Genomic DNA, 20,391 nt, shown 5'->3' with positions numbered 1-20,391 from the left:
CGCCCCCGACCGGGGGACCCGGGGAACCGGTCAGGGGCAGTTGACCCACTCCTCGGTGCCGTCGGCGAAGACCTGCCGCTTCCAGATCGGCAGCCGCGCCTTGACCTCGTCCACCAGCCGGGCGCAGGCCGCGAACGCCGCCGCCCGGTGCGCGGTGCTGACCGCGGCGACCAGGGCCACGTCGCCGATGGCGAGCGGGCCGACCCGGTGGGACACGGCGACCGCGTACACCTCGGGGTCGGCGGCGATCTCGGCGGCCACCTCGCGCAGCACCCGCTCGGCGCTCGGGTGGCCCTCGTACTCCAGGCTGGTCACCGCACGGCCGTGGTCGTGGTCGCGGACCACGCCCTGGAACGAGACCACCGCGCCGGCCCGCACGTCGGCGACCGCCGCCTCGTGCGCGGCGAGGTCCAGCGGCTGGTCGGTCACCTCGCCGTAGGTCGTCGTCGGGGCGGTCACCAGGCACGCTCCCCGGGCAGCAGGGGCAGCGGCAGCACCGGCACCCGGTCGCCCGGTTCACCGGAGGTGCCCGGGCGGATCACCGCGAAGCCGTCCGCCCCGGCCAGGCCGCGCAGCATCGCCGAACCGACGTGCCGGACCGGGTGGGCGGTGCCCGCGACCCGGTCCAGCCGGACCAGCGCCAGATGGGTGTGATCCCCGCGGCCGGGCACCGGCTCGGCGAGGGTGGCGTGCGGCAGCACCGGCAGCGGGCGGCCGGCCAGGCCGGCGAGCAGCGGGACGACCAGGGACACCAGGGCGATGACGGCGGACTGCGGGTTGCCCGGCAGCCCGGCGACGAAGCGCACCCGGCCGTCGTCGCCGACCAGCCGGGCCAGCAGCATCGGGAAGCCGGGCCGGACCGCCACGGTGTTCACCACGTAGTCCGCGCCGAGCGCGGTCAGCGTGGGGTGCAGGTGGTCGACCGGGCCGTGCATGGTGCCGCCGGTGGTGCAGACCAGGTCCGCCTCGGCCAGCGCGGCGCGTACCGCCGCCACGTGCGCGGGCAGGGTGTCGGCCACCGGGCCCACCACGTCGGCCGGGCGCACCTGGCAGCCGTAGCGACGCAGCCAGGCCGGCACCGCCGGGCCCAGGGCGTCGCGGACCCGGCCGGCGGCCGGCGGGCCCTCGGTGAGCAGCTCGTCGCCGAAGACCAGCAGGGCGGCCCGCGGCTGCCGCCGCACCAGGAGGGCGTCCTGGCCACAGGAGGCGGCCAGGCCGATCAGCGCCGGGTCGACCGGGGTGCCGGCGGGCAGCAGTTCCTCACCGGCGTACGCCTCCTCGCCGGGCGCCCGCCACTCCGGCGTCGGTCGCGGCACGCCGCTGACCAGGTCGTCGGCGGTACGGCTGGACTCCTCGACCCGCAGCACGGCGGTGGCGCCGTCGGGCACCATCGCGCCGGTGGCGATCTCGACGGTGGTCCCGTCCTCGGTCAACGGGGCCGGCGTGCCGCCGGCCAGCACCCGCCCGACCACCCGCCACGGGCCCTCGCCGCGCACCGCCCAGCCGTCCACGCTGGAGGTGGGGAAGGCGGGCAGGTCGGTCCGGGTGGCCAGCGGTTCGGCGAGGGTGTACCCGTCGGTCTCGGCGAGCGGCCGGCGCTCGGCGGGCAGCGCGGCGGCCAGCCCGACCGCGTACGCCCGGTCGCGGGCCTCCTCCCAGCCGGCCGGCGGCGGCGCGGCGACCCGGCCGGCGGCGGATGCGGTGTCGGTGCTCACCGGCCGAGCCTATCCGGGCGACCCGCTCGGGGGGCGGGTCAGTGGTCGCCGCCGCGGAGCTGGTCGACGGCGTGGCGCAGGATCGGGCCCAGTACGGCGAGTCCGTCGCGGGCGCCGCCGGTGGAGCCGGGCAGGTTGACCACCAGCGTGCGACCCGCGACGCCGGCCAGCCCTCGGGAGAGCGCCGCGCTGGGCACCTTGTCGCGGCTGTGCGCCCGGATCGCCTCCGCGATGCCGGGGATCTCGTAGTCGAGCAGCGCCCGGGTCAGGTCCGGAGTCCGGTCCGACGGGTTGATGCCCGTCCCGCCGCTGGTGACCACCACGTCCATCCCGTCGGCCACCGCCGTGCGCAGCGCCGCGCCGACCGGGTCGCCGTCGGGCACCACCACCGGCTCGGCCACCTCGCAACCCAGCTCGCGCAGGCCGGCGACGAGCAGCGGCCCGCTGGTGTCGGCGTACACCCCGGCGGCGGCCCGGTTGGACGCCACGATCACCCGGGCGCGGATCACGGCCGGCCCTCCGGGCGCATCCACTCACCGGTCTTGCCGCCGGTCTTGCGCAGCACCCGCACCGCGTCCACGCTGGCCGCCGGGTCGACCGCCTTGACCATGTCGACCAGGGCCAGCCCGGCGACGGCCACCGCGGTCAGCGCCTCCATCTCCACGCCGGTCCGGTCGGCGGTGCGGACGGTCGCGGTGATCTCCACGGTGTCGTCGGTGAGGGTCAGGTCGACCGTCACCCCGTGCAGGGCGATCGGGTGGCAGAGCGGGATCAGGTCGGGGGTGCGCTTCGCGCCCATGATGCCGGCCAGCCGCGCGACGGCGAGCGCGTCGCCCTTGGGCAGGCCGTCGCGGCGCAGCAGGTCGATCACCTCGGCGGTGGTCCGCAGCCGGCCGGCGGCGACGGCCTCCCGGCCGGAGACCGGCTTGGCGGAGACGTCGACCATGCGGGCCGCGCCGGCCGAATCGACGTGGGTGAGCTGCGCGGGTTCGGTCACGGGGGCGAGCCTATCCCCCGGCCGCGCGGCACGGGCCGGTGCCGCGGTCGCCCGACTGCCGGCATTCAGGGTTCCGGCCCGCGTCGACCAGTTCCCCGGGCCGGCACCGTGGGCTGTGGATAGGCAATTGTGGTGGGCCGGTCACCCCGGAGTTCATCCACGAGTTGAGCGGCCGTCACCGTTTGTCCAGGTGGTGTGGTCAAGCGCCGGGAGAACGTTGTGCTACTGCCCGGTTCCGCCGTGCACCCTGCCCGGGGCAACTTGCACCGACAAGCCCCCGAGAACGCGAATCCGCACTGCGGCGGCTGCTTCGACTAAGCGGGTATTCAGGTGGTCACGGGATGCTGCCGGGTGAGCGGAAAGAAGGCCGGAAGTGCCGCCCAACCAGCACGAACCCGCCGAGAATGGGGACACCATAGGGGTTGAGTCGGACACCTGGCCGAACCGACGATGAGGTGGCCGCGACCAGTCGTCAGACTGATTACACGCATTGACTGTGGCGGGTGGATGTCGCGCAGAGCGACCTGACAAGTGCATAGCGAAAGAAGCGTTCGCATTGCGTCAGGATCACCGAACTGACCGTGACAGCTCATTGCCGTATTAGCTCATATTGCGCATATGGACATTTATCGTCTCAAACCAGCGCCAAGTTCCCTTAGGCTGACCCCATCGAAAGCCGGTACCGATCAGCTGGGGGTCGAAATGACGTCGAACGAATGGGGCTGAGTTGCGGTTGGTTCACCTTCTGTAGGTGACCACAATCGCAGTAGTCTTGCGGAGCGCAGCCGTCGATGACGACAGGGAAGACGGGTGGCTCCACAGGATCGACAGACTGGGACCGATCGGCAGCTACGGCTGCTAGTCGGTCTCGTCGTCGTTGTGGCCGGCCTGGCCGGGGCCGTCTCCGCGACCCGCGTCCCGCTCCACGGCCTGCCGGACACGGCGGTGGTCTGGGCGGCCCTGATCTCCCTGGTGGCGGTGGGCTTCACGGTCAAGGTGCGGATCCGGATCCGCGCCACCCACCACTACATCGCCTGGACCGAGACCGCGATCATGATCGCGCTCGCGGTGGCACCGCTGCCCACGGTGGTGCTGGCCACCGGAGCCGGCGTCGCGATCGCCACCGCGCTGGCGCGCCTGACCCCCGTCAAGGCGCTGTTCGGCGTCGGCAAGAACATGCTGGTCGCCACGGTGGCCGGGCTGGTCCTGCACGCCAGCGGCTGGCAGACCGACGGCGGCGACGTGCTCGGCGTGGTCGGCCCGATCGCTGTCGCGTACCTCGCCGCGGTGGTGGTCGACGAGGCGATCACGCTGCCGGTCATCGCGCTGGCGACCGGAACCCGGCTCAGCGCCGTGTTCCGCGGGGACTGGGACCTGCGGCTCGGCGGCGGGTTGGCCCGACTCCTCGTCATCATCGGCACCGTCTTCATCATCCGGATCGACAACCGGCTGCTGCTCGCCGTGCCGCTGCTCGTCCTGAGCCTGCACCTCGCCTACTCCACCCGCTTCCGGGCCCGCACCGAGCAGCAGGCGTGGCAGCGGCTGGCCCGCACCACCGACGCGCTGAACGTGGTCGACCTGGACAAGGTCCTCACCACCGCGGTCACCCAGGCCGCCGAACTCTTCTCCGCCGACGAGGTGGAGATCGAGCTGCGCGACGACGGCCGCACCGTGCGGGGCGGCACCGGCGGCGTGACGTACGACGGGCCGGCCGGCCAGCCCACCACCGTGGACGGCACGGTCGTCCCGGCCGCGCTGGAGGGGCACGACCGGGCGGTCGACGTCGGCGTGCTCCGGCTGCGGTTCCGCGGCCCGGTACGGCTCTCCGAACGCGAGCAGTACACGCTGCGCACCTTCGCCTCGGCGCTCTGCACCGCCGTACGCAACGCGCAGGCGTACGCCGAACTGGCCCGGGTCGCCGACGAGCACGCGTACGCCGCCACCCACGACCCGCTCACCGGGCTGGCCAACCGGCGGCACCTGCTGGAGCAGGGCACCGAGCAGCTCAGCACCCGGCACGCCGACGGGGTCACCGCCCTGGTGCTGATCGACCTCAACCACTTCAAGGAGGTCAACGACACCCTCGGGCACGCCGCCGGCGACCAGGTGCTGGTGCAGGTCGCCGACCGGCTGCGCGGCGCCGCCCAGGACGGCGACCTGGTGGCCCGGCTGGGCGGCGACGAGTTCGCCGTGCTGCTGCGCGGGCTGCCGGCGCCCGCGGTGGCCGCGCACCGGGCCGAGGCGCTGCTCGGCGCGCTGCACGAGCCGTTCGACCTGGACGGCATGCGGATCAGCGTGGAGGCCAGCGGCGGGATCGCCGCCGCCCCGGCCAGCGGCGGGATGGCCGAACTGCTGCGCCGCGCCGACGTGGCGATGTACCAGGCGAAGCGCGCCGGCCAGCGGACCTCCACCTACGCCCCGAACCGGGACACCGCCGACCTCGGCCGGCTGGCCCTGGGTGGCGAACTGCCCCGCGCGGTGGCCGACCAGGAGTTCACCGTCAACTTCCAACCGATCGTCGACCTGGGCACCGGCGAGGTGACCGGCGCGGAGGCGCTGGCCCGCTGGCACCATCCGGTGCACGGCGTGATCGACCCGCTGCGCTTCCTGGAGGCGGTGGAACGCTCCGGCCTGCTGCCCGCCTTCGCCGAGGCGATCCTCGACCAGGCGCTCATCGCGGCCGGCAGTTGGCGCGACGCCGGCTTCGACGTGCCGGTGGCGGTCAACGTGTCCCCGCGCAGCCTGCTCGACGCCCGCTTCCCCGGCTCGGTGCTGGCCCGGCTGCGCGCGCACGACCTGCCACCCGACCGGCTGGTGCTGGAGCTGACCGAGACCCTCACGCTCAGCCAGCTCGACGTGGTCGACCGGGTGCTCAGCCGGCTCCGCGACGAGGGCGTCCGGCTCGCGTTGGACGACTTCGGCACGGGCTACTCGTCACTGTCGTTGCTGTCCCGGATCCCGGTGCACGAGTTGAAGATCGACCGGAGCTTCGTCACCGAGATGGAGACGTCGGCCGAGGCCGCCGCGGTGATCCGCTCCACCCTCGACCTCGGCCGCAGCCTCGACCTCGCCGTCGTCGCCGAAGGGGTCGAGCGGGAACCGCAGCGCCGGGCGCTCTGGGAACTGGGCTGCGCCGCCGGGCAGGGCCACCTCTTCGGCCGGCCGATGCCCGCCGGCACCCTGCTGGCCGCCCTGCAACGCGGCTCCGGCGGCAGCCCCGGCGCGCTGGCGCCCCCGCTGCACGACGCGGGCGCGGTGATCCGGTTCGCCCCGGGCCGCCGGCCGAACGGCCGCGGCCGCACCGACCGGCCCCTGCCCGCCTGAACCCGATCGGCGCCGCGAACGCCACCCGCGTCGGCGCGTGAGCCGTCCGCCGGCGGTCTGCCAGACTGGCCCGCGTGACCGCCGCCCCCACCACCCGACGTCCCGTCTGGCGGAAGCTGGACACCGCCGCCGGCGGCCTCGCCCTCGACCTCGGGCTGTACGCCGTCTCCGCCGCGTTCGCCGCGGTCACCGCCGCCACCTCCACCCTGCTGCCACACCGCGCCTGGGGTGGCATCGCGGCGGTCGGCTACCTCCTCGCCGCGCTCGCCGCGAGCGGGCAACTCCTGCTCCACCGCCGGTCGCCCGGGTCGCCGCTGACCGGGTTGCGGGCCCGCTGGGCGGTCACCGCCTTCGCGTGGGCCGCCACCGCCCTGCTGCCGCTGGTCGCGCAGAGCGTGCAGCGGGCCGGTGGGCGTACCGACCGGGCGCAGGAGGAGGTGCTGGTGGTCGAACACTCCGGCGACCGGCTCGTCGACACCGGCACCCCCTATCTCGGCCACGACGCGATCGCCGCCCTGCCGCCCGGCGAGCAGTTGCTCGGCTACACCCCGTACCAGCCGGGGATGGCGCTGTTCGGGCTGCCCCGGGCGGCCGTCGACGCCTGGTGGACCGACGCGCGGGCGTGGTTCGCGGTCGGCACCGCGATCGCGCTCGCCCTGGCGGTCCGCGCCCTGCGCGGGCCGGACGGCCGGCGCACCGACCGGGACGGCGCGCTGCTGCGCGGCGTGCAGGCCGCCACCGTACTGCCGATCTGCGCCCTCACCCTGGCCACCGGCGGCGACGACCTGCCGGTCCTCGCGCTCTGCCTGCTCGCGCTGGCGCTCGCCGCCGCCGACCGGCCCGGCGCGGCGGGCGTCGCGGTCGGCGTCGCCGGCGCACTGAAGCTCTTCGCCTGGCCGGTCGCGCTCGTCCTGGTGATCTGGGGGGCGACCCGCCGGGCCGGGCTGCGGGTGGCGGCCGGCGCCCTCGGCCTGCCCGTCGCCGCGCTGCTGCCCGTGCTGCTCGTCGACCGGGACGCGCTGGTCGAGAACGTGCTCCGCTTCCCACTCGGCCACGGCCTGGTCACCAGCCCCGCCCAGTCCCCGTTCCCCGGGCACCTGATCGCCACCACGCTGCCGGCCGGCCGGGCGGTCGCCGCCGCGCTGCTCGTCGCCGCCGGGCTGGCGATCGCCGTCCGGCTCGCCCGCCGCCCGCCCCGCGCCGCCGCCACCGCCGCGCTGATCTGCGGGTACGGGCTGCTCGCCGCGATCCTGCTGATGCCGTCGACCCGGTTCGGCTACCTGCTCTACCCGGTCGCGTTCCTGGTCTGGGCAGCCGCGCTGCGGCCGCCGCGGGTCGACTCGGCCGGCCTGACGCCACGGTGAGGCTCACCCGGCGAGCCGACGCGGGCTGAGCGGGCCGCCGCCGTGACCGGTTCGGCCAACTGGCGGGCGAAGCGCGGCGGCAGGGCGTACACCTGGAACATGACCACCTATCGCGACCGGGCCGAGGCGGGCCGGATGCTCGCCGACCGGCTCACCGCCCTGATCGGCGAACCGGACGTCATCGTGCTCGGCCTGGTACGCGGCGGCGTACCGGTGGCCGAGGTGGTCGCCGAACGGCTCGGCGCACCCCTGGACGTGCTGGTGGTACGCAAGCTCGGCATGCCCTGGGCGGCCGAGGTCGCCTTCGGCGCGCTCGGACCGGGCGGCGTGCAGGTGCTCAACGACCAGATCGCGAGCCGGCTCAGCGCCGAGGACATCGCCGAGGTCACCCGCCGCGAGCAGGCCGAACTGGACCGGCGGGAGCGGCTCTACCGGGCCGGCCGACCACCGCTGGACCTCTCCGGGCGTACCGCCGTGATCGTCGACGACGGGCTGGCCACCGGCGCCACGGCCCGGGCCGCCGTGGAGGTCGCCCGCCGGCTCGGCGCCCGCCGGGTGGTCGTCGCGGTGCCGGTCGGCTCCCAGGAGGCGTACGAGATGCTCTCCGCCGAGGCCGACCAGGTCGTCTGCGCCCAGCACCCGCCGGAGTTCATGGCGGTCAGCGCCTACTACGACGACTTCCACGAGGTTTCCGACGACGAGGTCACGGAGGCGCTGACGGCGACCGCGTGACCGGACCGGGTACCGTCGGGTGATGAGCCTCACCTGTCCCAAGTGTCACGGAGAAATGCGCCAGTACGAGCGCAGCGGCGTCGTCATCGACCAGTGCGGGGAGTGCCGAGGGATCTTCCTCGACCGCGGCGAACTGGAGAAGCTGTTCGAGGCGGAGGCGAACTGGAACCGCCAGCACGCCGCCGCTCCGGCCGGGCAGCCGGGCCAGCCCGGTCAGCCGCAGGGGGGCTACCCGCCGCCCCCGCCGCCCCCGCCCGCGCCCGCGCCGCACCAGCCCGGCTACGGCGCGGTGCCGCCGCCCCCGCCGCCCGCGCACGGCTACCCGCCGGCGCCGGCCCCGGCCTACGGCGGCCACGGCCAGCACCACGGCTACCACGGGCACTACCGGCGCAAGAAGCACAAGAGCTTCCTCGACGAGATGTTCGGCTGAGCACCGACCGCGACCGGGCCGGCGGCGCGCCGGTCCGGTCGCGCCCCGTCGGCGTGCCGAACCCGGCCGATCGTGCGACGCTGCCTCCCATGACGCCCGAGAGACCGTCGGGAAGCCCCGGGGTGCGCGAGCCGGAGCCCGGCCGGGGATCCGGCCCGGCGGAGCGCGGTGTCGCACCCGCACCGGTCTCCACCGCCGGCGGTCGTCCGCCGCCGCGGGATTCCCCGGCCACCTCCGCCCGGCACCACATCGCGCTCGCCCAGGCGTACGACGGGATCACCCGGGCGGTGGCCGACCTCGACGACACCGACCTGCAACGGCCCACCCGGTGCCGCGGCTGGCTCGTCGCCGACCTGCTGCTGCACGTCCTCGGCGACGCGCAGCGGGCCCTGGTCGCGCTGGCCAGCCCCGCCGACGGCCCGGCCACCGTGGACGACGTCAGCTACTGGCGGGGCTTCCCCGGCGAAGCGGACGACACCGCCGCCCGGCACGCCTGGTGGGTACGCCGCTCCGCGGCCGCCTTCGAGCGGCCCAGCGGCGTGGTCCGGCTCTGGTGCGACACCGCCCCCGCCGCGGTGCGCGCCGCCGGCCGGGCGGACCCGGACGGCTTCGTCAGCACCCAGGGCCACGTCCTCCGGGTGCCCGACTTCCTCGCCACGCTCACCACCGAGGCGGTCGTCCACCACCTCGACCTGGTGCTGGACCTGCCCGACGCGCCGCGCCCCGGCGTGCTCGCGGTACGCGTGGCGGTGGCCACCATGGACGGCCTGCTCAGCGACGAGGCGGTCCGCCCGGCCGCATGGAGCGACGAGGAGTTCCTGCTCAAGGCCACCGGACGGCTCCCGCTGACCGACCGCGACCGGCTCGAACTCGGTGAGGTCGCCGGCTGGTTCCCGCTGCTCGGCTGAGCGGCGACCAGACCACGTGCTGCCCGGGCGTGCCGGGCGTCTGGCCCGCCCGGACGGTCTAGACGATGGCCATGTCGACGAAGCGGGACAGGTGCAGCTGGGCGGCGACGGTGATGGTGTCGGTCGGGCCATTCCGGTGCTTGGCGACGATGAAGTCCGCTTCCCCGGCCCGGGGGGACTCCTTGTCGTAGTAGTCGTCCCGGTGCAGGAGGATCACCACGTCAGCATCCTGCTCAATTGAGCCAGATTCGCGCAAATCGGAAAGCTGTGGCCGCTTGTCGGTGCGCTGCTCCGGGCCACGGTTCAGCTGGCTCACCGCGATGACCGGGCACTCGACCTCCTTGGCCAGCAGCTTGAGACCCCGGGACAGGTCCGCGACCTCCTGCTGGCGGCTCTCGGTGCGCTTCGGCGAGGTCATCAGCTGGAGGTAGTCCACCACGATCATCTTCAGGTCGTGCCGCTGCTTGAGCCGCCGCGCCTTGGCCCGGATCTCCATCAGGTTCATGCTCGGCGTGTCGTCGACGAAGAGCGGCGCCTCGCTGATCTCGCCCATGCAGCGGGCCAGCTTGGTCCAGTCGTCGTCGGAGAGCTGCCCGCTGCGCAGCACGTGCAGCGGCACCCGGGCCTCGGCCGAGAGCAGTCGCATGACGATCTCGACCTTGCTCATTTCCAGCGAGAAGATGGCCGCCGCCTGGTTGGCGCGGATGGCGGCATTTCGGGCAAAGTCCATACTTGCCGTCGATTTGCCCAGACCAGGCCTGCCTGCCACGATCACAAGTTGCCCCGGGTGCAGGCCGTTGAGCAGCCGGTCGAGGTCGGTGAACCCGGTCGGCACGCCGGTCATCACGCCGCCCTGGGCGCCCACCGCCTCGATCTCGTCGAGGGTCGGCTGGAGCATGTCGGCGAGGACCGCGAAGTCCTCGCTGACCCGGCGCTCGGTGACGTCGTAGACGGCCTGCTGGGCGAGGTCGACGATGTCGTCGACGTCCCGGCTGCCGCCGTTGGCGGTGCCGTAGCCGAGCTGCACGATCTTGGTGCCGGCCTCGACCAGTCGCCGGAGCACCGCCCGCTCGCTGACGATCCGCGCGTAGTACGCGGCGTTCGCCGCGGTCGGCACGCTGGCGATCAGGGTGTGCAGGTAGGGAGCGCCGCCCACCCGTACCAGGTCGCCGGAGTCGGCCAGCGCCGCCGCCACGGTGATCGAGTCGGCCGGCTCACCCCGGCCGTAGATCTCCAGGATGGTGTCGAAGATGGTGGCGTGCACCGGCCGGTAGAAGTCGTTGGTCTTGAGGATCTCCACGACGTCGGCGATCGCGTCCTTGGAGAGCAGCATGCCGCCCAGCACGCACTGCTCGGCGGCGACGTCCTGCGGCGGGGTGCGGTCGAACTGCCCGTCGGGCTGCGCCGGGACGGGCGGCGGCCCGCCGGCTCGCGACTCCGACCGCATGTCATCGGTGACCGACACCGGGCCCCCCTCCACTGCGTCGGATCCTCATCCAGCTCTACCGCCGGGGTACGACAATCTCCCGACCGGCCGGGTCGATCGGGGGTCATCGCGCGGTCGGTCGGGGGGTAACCATACGGAACCCGAGCTCAGCCGCTCAACAGCCGCGGTGGACGAGCCTCGGGACAACCTGTGGACGCCGATGGGCGAGCATGTGCGCAGGGTGTGCACAGGCTGTGGACAACGGCTGGGGAATTCCTGGCCGTACCGCTCTGACCTGGGGAAACACGATCCCCACCCTGTGGAGGAGAAGTTTTCGGTCGATCCCGTGGGTCGATCGTCCCGTACTATCTCCAGCGAACGGCTACACCTGGACAGCGGATTGCGCCATCGGTTGAGAAGGGTCACGCTCCGGCCGTGAGTTACCGGGACTGGGGACGCGGAGAGGACGGTCCGCGCGAGCGACGATCGGTCGCCCGCTGGGACGAGCCCGCCGGTGCGTTCCCGGCCGATCCCTACTCCGTTGACGCCGAGGGCTACCGCACCCCGAGCCGCCGCCGGGCGATCGAACGCGGTCAGCAGGAGCCGGCCGAGACCTACCTGCCGCGCTGGGCGCTGGAGTCGGGCGTACGCAGTGCCGACGGCGGTGGCCGCCACGCCGCCCCGGACGACGACGACATCGCCCCGCCCTCCTCCGGCGGTGACTGGCGGACACCGACCGACACCGGCAACGACTGGGGAACGGGCGGGACCCCGAGCGACTGGCGGACAGGCGGGTCCGCGAGCGACTGGCGGGCAAACGAGCCCGGGCGCGACTGGGGGACACCCGGGTCGACGGGTGACTGGCGGACGGGCGAGGGCGGCACCGGCTGGCGTCGCGTCGCCGAGACCAGCTGGCGCGAGGTGCCGGCGATCGAGGCCGGCCCCGCGTCGGACCACACCCGCGAGTGGACCTTCGACCGCCCGCAGGAGCAGGGCTACGTGGGCAGCCGGCGGGCCGATGACGACCCGGTCTCCGCGATCCCGCCGCAGAGCCGCCCGCGCCGCACGCCGTCCCGGCAGCAGCCGGTGATCTGGTCCGGCGGTGAGGAGGAGAGCACCGGCGGCACCGCCGAGCCGGAGGTGGAGCGGCCGTCGCGGCGGGCCCGGTGGGCGTCGGCCGAGCCCTGGGCGCGGCCGAGCGTCGACCCCTGGGAGCGGAGCGCGGAGCCGGACGAGCCGGCGTACCGCCCGGCGGTGGATCCGTGGGACGCCTCGGGGATGCACGCGTGGCAGCCGGCCGCCGGCGCGGACCGCTGGGACCGGACGTCGGGCACCGGCCGGTGGGACGAGCCGGACAGCACCGCCCAGTGGCACCAGCCCGACAGCACCGGCCAGTGGCACCAGCCCGACAGCACGGGCCAGTGGGACCGGTATCCCGACGAGGGGTGGGACCGGACGGCGCCGCCGCGGTCCGTCGGCCCCGCCGGCCCCTGGTCGTGGCCGGGGCAGGACGGGCCGGAGGAGGGTTTCTGGTCCGGCACCCGGCTGGCCGGCGACGATCCCCGCTGGGTGGACGCACCGGTGTCGGCGCCGCGCTCACCGGTGGTCGGCTACACCGCGCCGCGGCCCCGCTCGGCGCCACGCCGCGCCGATCCGGTCGGCTCTTCGCGGGCCGGCACGCCGACGGCCGTACGCCGGGCAGATCCGGCAGCCTGGTCACGGCGTCTCGAGGACGACCTGCTCGACCCGGATCAGGGCGGTTCGTTGCGGCCGCTGCTCTACACCGCGGCCTGCTACCTGCTGCCGGCCGTCATGGTCTTCTTCTGGTTGCTGACCCTCGACGGTCAGGCGCCGGCCGGTTGTGTCACCGACATCAGCGGCGGTGGTTGCGACTCGCCGCGCTCGCGGGCGCTCGGTTCGATGCTGGAGGGCATGCCGCGCTTCGGGCTGGCGTTGGCGAGCAGCCTGGTGGTGGCGCTGCTGCTGCGGCGGGTGGGGACCACCTGGCGGTCGACCACGGTGGCGCTCGCCGCGGCGGTGGTGGGTGGCGGGCTGTCCACGGTGATGATCAGCGCGATAACCGGCCAACCCATCGGCTGACGCTCCGCGACGCCCCCGCTGCCGCGCCGTCCCGGGCGCTCCACCCGGCCGGACGCACCGCGCTGCCGGGCGCTCCATCCGGCTGGGCTCGCACCGCCGCGGTACGTGCGGACAAAGCAGGGCCCCGCACCGGTCGACCGGTGCGGGGCCCTGCTGTGGTGCTGGTGGGTGTCAGCCCTGGACGACGTTGAGGTCGAACTTGGCGGTCACCTCGGGGTGCAGCCTGATGCGCACCGGGTAGGAGCCGATCGACTTGATGTGACCCGGCAGCTCCAGCCGACGGCGGTCGAGGACCGGACCGCCGGCCGCCTTGACGGCGTCGACGATCTCGGCCGGGGTGACCGAGCCGAAGAGCCGGCCACCGTCGCCGGCGCGGGCCTTCAGGTTGACCTTGAGACCCTCGAGCTGGTCCTTGACCTCGTTGGCGTGACCGAGGTCGCGGATCTCCCGGGCGGAGCGGGCGCGCTTGATGAGCGTGACCTGCTTCTCCGCACCCTTGGTCCAGGCGATCGCGAAGCCCTGCGGCAGCAGGTAGTTACGGCCGTAGCCGTCCTTGACCTCCACGATGTCGCCCGGGGCACCGAGGCCGGACACCTCCTGAGTCAGGATGATCTTCATGTCGGTGCCTCCTCTCAGCGCGCCGTCGCGGTGTACGGCAGGAGCGCCATCTCACGGGCGTTCTTGACCGCACGGGCGATCTGCCGCTGCTGCTGCGAGGTGACGCCGGTCACCCGCCGAGCGCGGATCTTGCCGCGGTCGGAGATGAACTTGCGCAGCAGCGCGGTGTCCTTGTAATCGATGTAGGTGATCCCGTCCTTGTCGAGCGGGTTCACCTTCTTCTTCGGCTTGCGCAGTGCCGCAGCCTTGGCCATTGCTCTTGCTCCTGGTTTGCGATCGCGGGCGCTCGGCGCCATTAGAACGGGGGCTCCTCGTCGAAGTTTCCGCCGCCCGAACCGGAACGGGAGGGCGCGGGGGCAGCCGAGGCCCAGGGGTCGTCGAAGTTGCCTCCGCCGCCCTGGCCACCACCGCCACCGAAGCCGCCGCCACCGCCACCGGAGCGGGACATCTTCTGCACCTTCGCCGTGGCGTAGCGCAGCGACGGGCCGATCTCGTCGACCTCGAGCTCGATGACGGTGCGCTTCTCACCCTCGCGGGTCTCGTAGGACCGCTGGCGCAGCCGGCCGGACACGATCACACGGGTGCCGCGCTGGAGCGACTCCGCGACGTGCTCGGCGGCCTGCCGCCAGACCGTGCACGAGAGGAACAACGGCTCGCCGTCCTTCCACTCGCCGGACGCCTTGTCCATGAACCGGGGCGTCGAGGCGACCCGGAACTTGGCGACCGCGGCACCGGAGGGGGTGAACCGCAACTCGGGGTCATCGGTCAGGTTGCCGATGACCGTGATGGTGGTGTCTCCTGCCATGACCATCTCCTCGCGCACTCATCCGTTCTGCCGTACAGGTTCTCAGAACCCTCCGACAGGCCGATGAGGCTGATCCGGGCGTTACCGGGGAATGCTCAGCGCATCTCCGGCCGGATGACCTTGGTGCGCAGCACCGACTCGTTGAGTCGCAGCTGACGGTCCAGCTCGGCCACCGCCGCAGGCGTCGCCTGCAGGTCGATGACGGCGTAGATGCCCTCGGCCTTCTTGTTGATCTCGTACGCGAGGCGCCGGCGGCCCCACACGTCGGTCTTCTCCACCGAGCCACCCGCGGTCCGGATCACGTTCAGGTACGTGTCGAGCGACGGGGCGACGGTGCGCTCCTCGAGGCTGGGGTCGAGGATCACCATGATCTCGTAATGACGCAAGACGTGCTCACCTCCTGTGGGCTAAGCGGCCACGGTCCTTCCGTGGCAGGAGGTCGTGCGTCGTGGCCCGCTCCGGAGTCGGGGGATCCCGCCCGGACGCGGACAACCGGACCAGGATACCCGGTCCGGACGATCATGCCCGGGCAGGTCGCGGCCGGCGCCGGACGCGGTAACGGGGGCCGCCGCGACAGCACTGTCGTGGCCGGCCCCCGTCACCGAGGCCGCGGGGCGTCCCGTCCGCATTCCTTGGGTGGGACCTGGGGAGGAACGACCACACCGATGAGGTTGGACCGGGGACGCCCCGCGGAGCTTTATCATGTTGTTACCCGACGATACGTCGGAACTCGCCGCTTGTCGGGGTAAATGGCTAAATCTCCGACAATTTCTTTCGAGCACCTCGGGAAGGGCCGGTTCGCCGGTGGGGCGCACCCCGTCGCGCCGGGCCGCGCGACGGGGCTGGCCCGCTGTGGCGACGGTCCACGGCGGTGGGCGGCACGAGGTGCGCCACGACCTACCGGAGAGCCGACCGTCGATCCCACTCCGCACAACGAGTGCCGGCCGGTCCGGTGACGCGGACGGCCCGATTCGGCGGCGGGCGTCACCCCGGTTGTCGGGCGCGCGACGTAGGCTCCCCTGCATGCGTATCGGAGCACACGTCGATCCGACCGACCCGCTGGCGGAGGCGACCGCCCGAGCGGCCGAGGCAGTGCAGTTCTTCCTCGCCGACCCGCAGGGGTGGAAGGCGCCGAAGCCCCGGGAGGACGCGGAGCGGCTGCGGGCCGCCGACGTCGACCTCTACGTGCACGCGCCGTACGTCATCAACGTGGCCACCCTGAACAACCGGATCCGGATCCCGAGCCGCAAGCTGCTGCTCGGGCACGCGCAGGCGGCCGCGGCGATCGACGCCAAGGGGCTCATCGTGCACGGCGGGCACGTCAACGCCGGTGACGACCTCGCGGTGGGCTTCGACAACTGGCGCAAGACCTTCGCGTACGCGGCGGAGTCGGGCGGCTTCGGGGTACCGGTCCTGATCGAGAACACCGCCGGCGGCGACAACGCCTGCGCCCGCCGCCTCGACGCGCTCGCCCGGCTGTGGGACGCGGTCGGCGACTACGGTGTCGGCTTCTGTCTGGACACCTGCCACGCGCACGCCGGCGGCGAGGAGCTGCTCGGTCTGGTGGACCGGGTCAAGGCGATCACCGGCCGGATCGACCTGGTGCACGCCAACAACTCCAAGGGCGCGTTCGGCTCCGGCCAGGACCGGCACGACAACCTCGACGGCGGCACGATCGACCCGGAACTGGTGGTCGCGGTGATCCGCGCGGCCGGCGCCCCGGTGATCGTGGAAACCCCGGGCGGGGTGACCGGCCAGTCCGCCGACATCGCCTTCCTCCGGCAGCAGCTCGGGACGGAGAGTCCGGCGGCATGACGACGGACCAGTCCGCCGCCGGCGGACCGCAGCCGACCGGCGCGTCCGGCGCCCAGAGCGACGCCGGCCGCACGCGGGCGGAGCAGCCCGCGCCCGGTGGGGCCGGATCGGGCAGCGACGCCGGCGCCCGGGACGCGGGCGGCCGGACCACGGCGGGCCGCGGCACGTCCGACCAGGCCGCCGCAGGAAGGCCCGCCGCCGACAAGAGCGCCACCGACAAGGGCGCGGCCGGCGCGGCTGGAACCGGCGGGAGCGCGCCCGGCAGCACCACGGACGGCAGCCCCGAGCCCGGCAGCCAGGCCGGATCCGGCGAGACCGCCGAAGGCAAGCGCACGGGCGGCAAGTCCACCGACGACCGCGGCACGTCCGACAAGACCACGGACGGCAGCGGTGCCTCGGACAAGACCACGGGCGGCAGCAGCGCCTCCGACAAGACCGCCGACGGCAGCGGCGCCGCCGGCAAGAACGCGGGCGGCAGCAGCGCCTCCGGCAAGACCACGGGCGGCAGCGGCACGTCCGGCAAGCTCACGGACGGCAGCGACGCCGACGGCAAGGCCGGAACCGGCGGGAGCGACCCCGACAGCACCACGGACGGCAAGGGCGAACCCGGCAAGACCACGGACGGTAAGACCGGGGACGGTAAGACCGGGGACGGCAAGGACGGCGACGCCGACCCGTGGGCCGCCTTCGCGCCGGCGCCCGAGCCGGTGCCCACCCGGGTCCGGCGGATCGGTCGGGCGGTCGGTCGCGGCCTGATCCACGAGTGGACCCTGGCCACCGTCGGCTCGCTGGTGCTGGCCGTGCTGCTGACCTGGCCCACCCTGCGCTACCCGCGCCACACGCTGCCGCAGGACTACTGGGACCCGAGCCTGCAGGCCTGGCAGATGGCGTGGTCGGGGCACATCCTGCGGACCGAGCCGGCGCAGCTCTGGCACGCGAACACGTTCTTCCCGGAGTCCTGGAGCTTCGCCTTCTCCGACACCCTGCTCGGCTACGCGCCGGCCGGCATGCTCGGCATCGGCCCCGAGGCCGCCATCCTCCGCTACAACATCATCTTCGTGCTGGCGCACGCGCTCGCCACGCTCGGGGCGTACGCGCTGGCGCGGCAGCTCGGCGCGGGCCGGATCGGCTCGGCGGTGGCCGGGGTCAGCTACGCCTACGCGCCGTGGCTACTGGCCCAGGCCGGCCACCTGCACGTGGTCTCCAACGGCGGCATCCCGCTGGCGCTGGCCATGCTGGCCCGCGGGCACGGCTACTCGCTGCGCCACGGCTACCGCCCCGAGCGCCGGCGCGTCGGTTGGGTCTACGCCGGCTGGTCGGTGGCGGCCTGGCAGCTCAGTCTCGGCTTCGGCATCGGGCTGCCGTTCGCGTACTTCCTCGGTGGGACGGTCCTGGTCGCGGCCGTGACCTGGTTCCTGCGGCGCTGGGTGATCCGGCCGGAGAAGCGTCCGTTCGGGCGCCGGCTGTTCCAGGCGGACGTGGTCGGCGGCGCGCTCTTCGCCGCGGTCGGCCTGTTGATGGCCCTGCCCTACTTCAAGGTGGCGGAGCTGCACCCGCAGGCGGAGCGCACCATCGGCGACATCTCGATCTTCTCGCCGCCGGCCGTCGGCTTCCTGACCGCGCCGGCCGAGTCCCGGGTGTGGGGAAGCCTGCACGAGGGCGCCCGGGCCACGCTGCCGTGGCACCCGGAGATGACCCTGCTGCCCGGCTACGTGCTCTACGCGCTCGCCATCGGCGGGCTCTTCTTCTCGGTGTGGAAGCTGCGCCACCGGCTGCTGCTGCTCGCCGGGGTGGTGGTGACCATGGTGCTCGCCATGGGCACCCGGTTCTTCGACGGCACGTTCACCTACGTGCCGCTCTTCGAGCACCTGCCGGGCTGGAACGGCCTGCGGACGCCCGGCCGGCTGATGCTCTGGACCACGCTGCTGCTCGGGTTGCTCGCGGCCGGCGCGGTGAGCGCGTTCGCCGCCCGGGTACGCGAGATCTCCGCCGAGCGGATTCCGTCCTGGCCGAGCCCGGGGCTGCGGCTGGCCACGCTGGTGCCGCTGCTGCTGGTGATCCTCGAAGGGCTGAACACCACCCCGCACCCGGTGGTGCCGCCGCAGCCGGCCGCGATGCGGACGGTGGACGGCCCGCTGCTGGTGCTGCCCAGCAACCAGAGCCTCGACCAGCCGGTGATGCTCTGGTCGACCAGCCGGTTCCAGGACGTGGTCAACGGGGGCAGCGGCTTCACCCCGCGCCAGCTCGACGAGGTGCGCCGGGTGTCGGTCGCCTTCCCCGACCAGACCAGCGTCGACTACCTGCGCACCCTCGGCGTGCGCAACGTGCTGCTGATGCGCGACCAGGTGGCCGGCACGCCGTGGGAGATCACCATCGACGCGCCGGTGGACGGGCTCGACATCACCCGCGAGGAGATCGGCCAGGTAGTGGTCTTCCGTCTCTGAGCCGGACCGGTTGCGGTGGGGTGCGGGGAGCTCGCCCGGCTCCGGGCGGTCACGCTTGATCCCTGCGCCGGGCGGGCTCCCGGCAACCCTTGGCGCTGCCAGGCCGTCTCGGACCTGCGCGTCTAGGGGGTGGCCGGCGCGGGTGCGGGCTCGACCGGGCGGTGTCGCCAGTGGTCGAGCCACCCGGCGTCCGGGGCGCCGTCGAGCACCCCGCCGTCCGGGTCGTCCGGGTAGGTGGTGCGGACCGGGTCCAGTTCCGGGCGCATGATCTCCCGGATGACCAGCGCGCAGAGCACCACCACCGTGGTCAGCCGCAGCGTGGCGGCGAGCACGAAGACCCCCTCCGGGAACACCGGCCGGGCGGTGGCCGCGCCGAGCAGTTCGCCGTAGAAGGCCACGAAGTAGCAGACCTCGGCCGCCTGCCAGGCCAGGAAGGCGCCCCACTTCGGGCGGGCCAGCACGGCCAGCGGCAGCAGCCAGAGCACGAACTGCTGCGACCACACCTTGCTGAAGATCAGGAACGCGGCGACCACCAGGAACGCGAGCTGGGCGAGCCGGGGACGGCGTGGCGCCGCCAGCGCCAGCGCGGCAACGCCGAGGCAGGCCAGCCCGAAGAGGGCGTACGAGAGCGCGTTCAGGGTGGGGATGTTGACGTTGAGCCACTCGAACGGGCCGAGGCTGGTCGGGTCCGGGCTGCCCACCTTGTTGTCCAGGTAGCGGCCGATGTACCAGAGGGTGCCCCAGTCGATCGCGCGTTCGGTGTTGAGTTCGAAGAACCGGTCCCAGTTCTCCCGGTAGGGGATGGCCACCGGCAGGTTGACCGCCACCAACGCGACGACGGCGCTGCCGATGGCGGTGAGCGCGGCGCGCAGCCGTCCGGCGCGCAGGGCGAGCACCAGCACCGGGCCGAGGATGAACAGCGGCCACAGCTTGGCCGCTCCGGCCAGGCCGAGCAGGGCGCCGGCCAGGACGGGTCGGCTCCGCGCCCAGGCGAGCAGCCCGAACGCGGCCAGCCCGATGGCCAGCAGGTCCCAGTTGACGGTGGCGGTGAGCAGCAGCGCGGGTGCGAGCGCGAAGAGCGCGGCGTCCCAGGGTCGGCGGCGGCGCAGGGCGAGGATCACCGCGACGGTGGCCACCGCCAGCGCGCCGAGCACCAGCGCGTTCAGGTTGTAGAACCACTGGCCCTGGTTGAGCTGGGGGTCGCCGTCGCCGAGCGCGTGCACGGGCAGGCCCAGCGCGCCCATGAAGTAGCCGGTGAGCACCGGGTACTCGACGGGGTGGTCGCGGTAGGGGACCTTCCCCTCGTTGAGGCCCTCGGCGTAGTAGAGCGCCAGCACGTCGGTGTAGCAGAGCCGGGTGTACTGCACGTTGTTCTGCCAGGCGCCGTCCTGGCACGGCGACTTCTGCACCCAGTGCAGGGCCAGGGTCAGGCAGACCAGGGCCAGCACGATCCGGGCGGCCGTCCAGAACCGGCGCTCGCGCCCGGCCGGTCGGTCCAGCGCGGTCGCGTGGTCACCCAGTGGGCCGCCGATCAGTCCGGAGAGCCCGCGGACGAACCCGTCGGAGCGGGACGGGTGGTCGGGGGCCTCGTCGATGCCGCGCGTCGACTGCGTGCTCATGAAGGAGCATCCTGCCGTACGCGCGGGCTCCGCGTCCCGTCCCGCCCGACTTGTCGTACCCGAAACGCCGCCGGCGGCCGGTGCTGTCGGCCGG

At 73.8% G+C, this 20,391-nt stretch carries 18 protein-coding genes; 8 read left to right on the top strand and 10 right to left on the bottom strand.

The features are described 5' to 3' along the window. Positions 1-30: 30 nt before the first annotated feature. From Q3W71_RS28340 to moaC, 4 genes are read right to left on the bottom strand one after another with little or no spacing between them, the layout of a single operon-like run. Entirely contained in the window at positions 31-459 is a 429-nt protein-coding gene (locus Q3W71_RS28340) for a molybdenum cofactor biosynthesis protein MoaE (protein ID WP_302922518.1), read from the bottom strand. After that, positions 456-1,715 carry a molybdopterin molybdotransferase MoeA gene (locus Q3W71_RS28335; RefSeq protein ID WP_302922517.1) on the bottom strand — a complete coding sequence of 420 codons (1,260 nt, stop codon included), beginning with the start codon at positions 1,713-1,715 and terminating at the stop codon, positions 456-458. Before Q3W71_RS28335 ends, Q3W71_RS28340 begins: the two co-directional genes overlap by 4 nt. A 38-nt stretch (positions 1,716-1,753) precedes the next feature. Beyond that, a complete protein-coding gene (locus Q3W71_RS28330; RefSeq protein ID WP_302922516.1) occupies positions 1,754-2,224 on the bottom strand; it encodes a molybdenum cofactor biosynthesis protein B in 471 nt (156 codons plus the stop codon). Further along, positions 2,221-2,712: a cyclic pyranopterin monophosphate synthase MoaC gene (gene moaC, locus Q3W71_RS28325; protein ID WP_302922515.1), complete on the bottom strand. Its 492-nt coding sequence runs from the start codon at positions 2,710-2,712 to the stop codon at positions 2,221-2,223. The genes Q3W71_RS28330 and moaC overlap by 4 nt, the downstream gene beginning before the upstream one ends. A gap of 810 nt (positions 2,713-3,522) precedes the next feature. Here moaC and Q3W71_RS28320 point away from each other — a divergent pair. The 5 genes from Q3W71_RS28320 to Q3W71_RS28300 all read left to right on the top strand — a co-directional run bounded on the left by Q3W71_RS28320 (position 3,523) and on the right by Q3W71_RS28300 (position 9,470). After that, on the top strand, positions 3,523-6,036 hold the full coding sequence (locus Q3W71_RS28320) for a bifunctional diguanylate cyclase/phosphodiesterase (RefSeq protein WP_302922514.1): 2,514 nt from the start codon (positions 3,523-3,525) through the stop codon (positions 6,034-6,036). A gap of 74 nt (positions 6,037-6,110) precedes the next feature. Continuing rightward, the gene (locus Q3W71_RS28315; RefSeq protein ID WP_302922513.1) at positions 6,111-7,400 is read left to right on the top strand and encodes a glycosyltransferase 87 family protein; all 1,290 of its coding nucleotides are present in this window, start codon (positions 6,111-6,113) and stop codon (positions 7,398-7,400) included. A gap of 99 nt (positions 7,401-7,499) precedes the next feature. Continuing rightward, positions 7,500-8,132 carry a phosphoribosyltransferase gene (locus Q3W71_RS28310; protein ID WP_302922512.1) on the top strand — a complete coding sequence of 211 codons (633 nt, stop codon included), beginning with the start codon at positions 7,500-7,502 and terminating at the stop codon, positions 8,130-8,132. 19 nt (positions 8,133-8,151) lie between these two features. After that, positions 8,152-8,562: a zf-TFIIB domain-containing protein gene (locus Q3W71_RS28305; protein WP_302922511.1), complete on the top strand. Its 411-nt coding sequence runs from the start codon at positions 8,152-8,154 to the stop codon at positions 8,560-8,562. 89 nt (positions 8,563-8,651) lie between these two features. Beyond that, a complete protein-coding gene (locus Q3W71_RS28300) occupies positions 8,652-9,470 on the top strand; it encodes a maleylpyruvate isomerase N-terminal domain-containing protein (protein ID WP_302922510.1) in 819 nt (272 codons plus the stop codon). A 58-nt stretch (positions 9,471-9,528) separates the two neighbouring features. Here the strand turns inward: Q3W71_RS28300 and dnaB are convergent, their stop codons facing one another. Then, on the bottom strand, positions 9,529-10,935 hold the full coding sequence (gene dnaB, locus Q3W71_RS28295; RefSeq protein ID WP_302922509.1) for a replicative DNA helicase: 1,407 nt from the start codon (positions 10,933-10,935) through the stop codon (positions 9,529-9,531). 396 nt (positions 10,936-11,331) lie between these two features. Between dnaB and Q3W71_RS28290 the strand changes: the two genes are divergently transcribed. Next, positions 11,332-12,996, top strand: a complete 1,665-nt coding sequence (locus Q3W71_RS28290; RefSeq protein ID WP_302922508.1) for a hypothetical protein — start codon at positions 11,332-11,334, stop codon at positions 12,994-12,996. A gap of 171 nt (positions 12,997-13,167) precedes the next feature. On the opposite strand, the gene rplI is transcribed toward Q3W71_RS28290, so the two are convergent. The 4 genes from rplI to rpsF form a co-directional block, all read right to left on the bottom strand. Then, a complete protein-coding gene (gene rplI, locus Q3W71_RS28285) occupies positions 13,168-13,614 on the bottom strand; it encodes a 50S ribosomal protein L9 (protein ID WP_302922507.1) in 447 nt (148 codons plus the stop codon). A 14-nt stretch (positions 13,615-13,628) separates the two neighbouring features. Then, positions 13,629-13,868, bottom strand: a complete 240-nt coding sequence (gene rpsR / locus Q3W71_RS28280) for a 30S ribosomal protein S18 (protein ID WP_007073789.1) — start codon at positions 13,866-13,868, stop codon at positions 13,629-13,631. A gap of 41 nt (positions 13,869-13,909) precedes the next feature. Further along, positions 13,910-14,437 (bottom strand): single-stranded DNA-binding protein, encoded by a 528-nt coding sequence (locus Q3W71_RS28275; RefSeq protein ID WP_199235687.1) that lies wholly within the window; start codon positions 14,435-14,437, stop codon positions 13,910-13,912. Positions 14,438-14,514: 77 nt separating this feature from the next. Beyond that, entirely contained in the window at positions 14,515-14,805 is a 291-nt protein-coding gene (gene rpsF / locus Q3W71_RS28270) for a 30S ribosomal protein S6 (RefSeq protein ID WP_076468436.1), read from the bottom strand. Positions 14,806-15,442: 637 nt separating this feature from the next. Here rpsF and Q3W71_RS28265 point away from each other — a divergent pair. After that, positions 15,443-16,234, top strand: coding sequence for a deoxyribonuclease IV (locus tag Q3W71_RS28265; RefSeq protein ID WP_302922506.1), 792 nt, complete (start codon positions 15,443-15,445; stop codon positions 16,232-16,234). Beyond that, positions 16,231-18,678 carry a hypothetical protein gene (locus tag Q3W71_RS28260; protein ID WP_302922505.1) on the top strand — a complete coding sequence of 816 codons (2,448 nt, stop codon included), beginning with the start codon at positions 16,231-16,233 and terminating at the stop codon, positions 18,676-18,678. Before Q3W71_RS28265 ends, Q3W71_RS28260 begins: the two co-directional genes overlap by 4 nt. Positions 18,679-18,800: 122 nt before the next feature. Here the strand turns inward: Q3W71_RS28260 and Q3W71_RS28255 are convergent, their stop codons facing one another. After that, the gene (locus Q3W71_RS28255; protein ID WP_302922504.1) at positions 18,801-20,297 is read right to left on the bottom strand and encodes a glycosyltransferase family 87 protein; all 1,497 of its coding nucleotides are present in this window, start codon (positions 20,295-20,297) and stop codon (positions 18,801-18,803) included. Between the last annotated feature and the right edge of the window lie 94 nt (positions 20,298-20,391).

Origin of the sequence: Micromonospora sp. C28SCA-DRY-2, from assembly GCF_030519475.1 — a bacterium.
In the GTDB taxonomy this organism is placed as follows: Bacteria; Actinomycetota; Actinomycetes; order Mycobacteriales; family Micromonosporaceae; genus Micromonospora.
Note: the sequence above shows the minus strand (reverse complement) of the source record. Positions and strands in the feature narration are given on the sequence as shown.

Bases quoted from the DNA above. Each gene is read 5' to 3' on its own strand.
- Q3W71_RS28310 (WP_302922512.1), top strand. From the start codon at position 7,500: ATGACCACCTATCGCGACCGGGCCGAGGCGGGCCGGATGCTCGCCGAC.
- Q3W71_RS28300 (WP_302922510.1), top strand. From the start codon at position 8,652: ATGACGCCCGAGAGACCGTCGGGAAGCCCCGGGGTGCGCGAGCCGGAG.
- rplI (WP_302922507.1), bottom strand. From the start codon at position 13,614: ATGAAGATCATCCTGACTCAGGAGGTGTCCGGCCTCGGTGCCCCGGGC.
- rpsR (WP_007073789.1), bottom strand. From the start codon at position 13,868: ATGGCCAAGGCTGCGGCACTGCGCAAGCCGAAGAAGAAGGTGAACCCG.
- Q3W71_RS28265 (WP_302922506.1), top strand. From the start codon at position 15,443: ATGCGTATCGGAGCACACGTCGATCCGACCGACCCGCTGGCGGAGGCG.
- Q3W71_RS28260 (WP_302922505.1), top strand. From the start codon at position 16,231: ATGACGACGGACCAGTCCGCCGCCGGCGGACCGCAGCCGACCGGCGCG.
- Q3W71_RS28255 (WP_302922504.1), bottom strand. From the start codon at position 20,297: ATGAGCACGCAGTCGACGCGCGGCATCGACGAGGCCCCCGACCACCCG.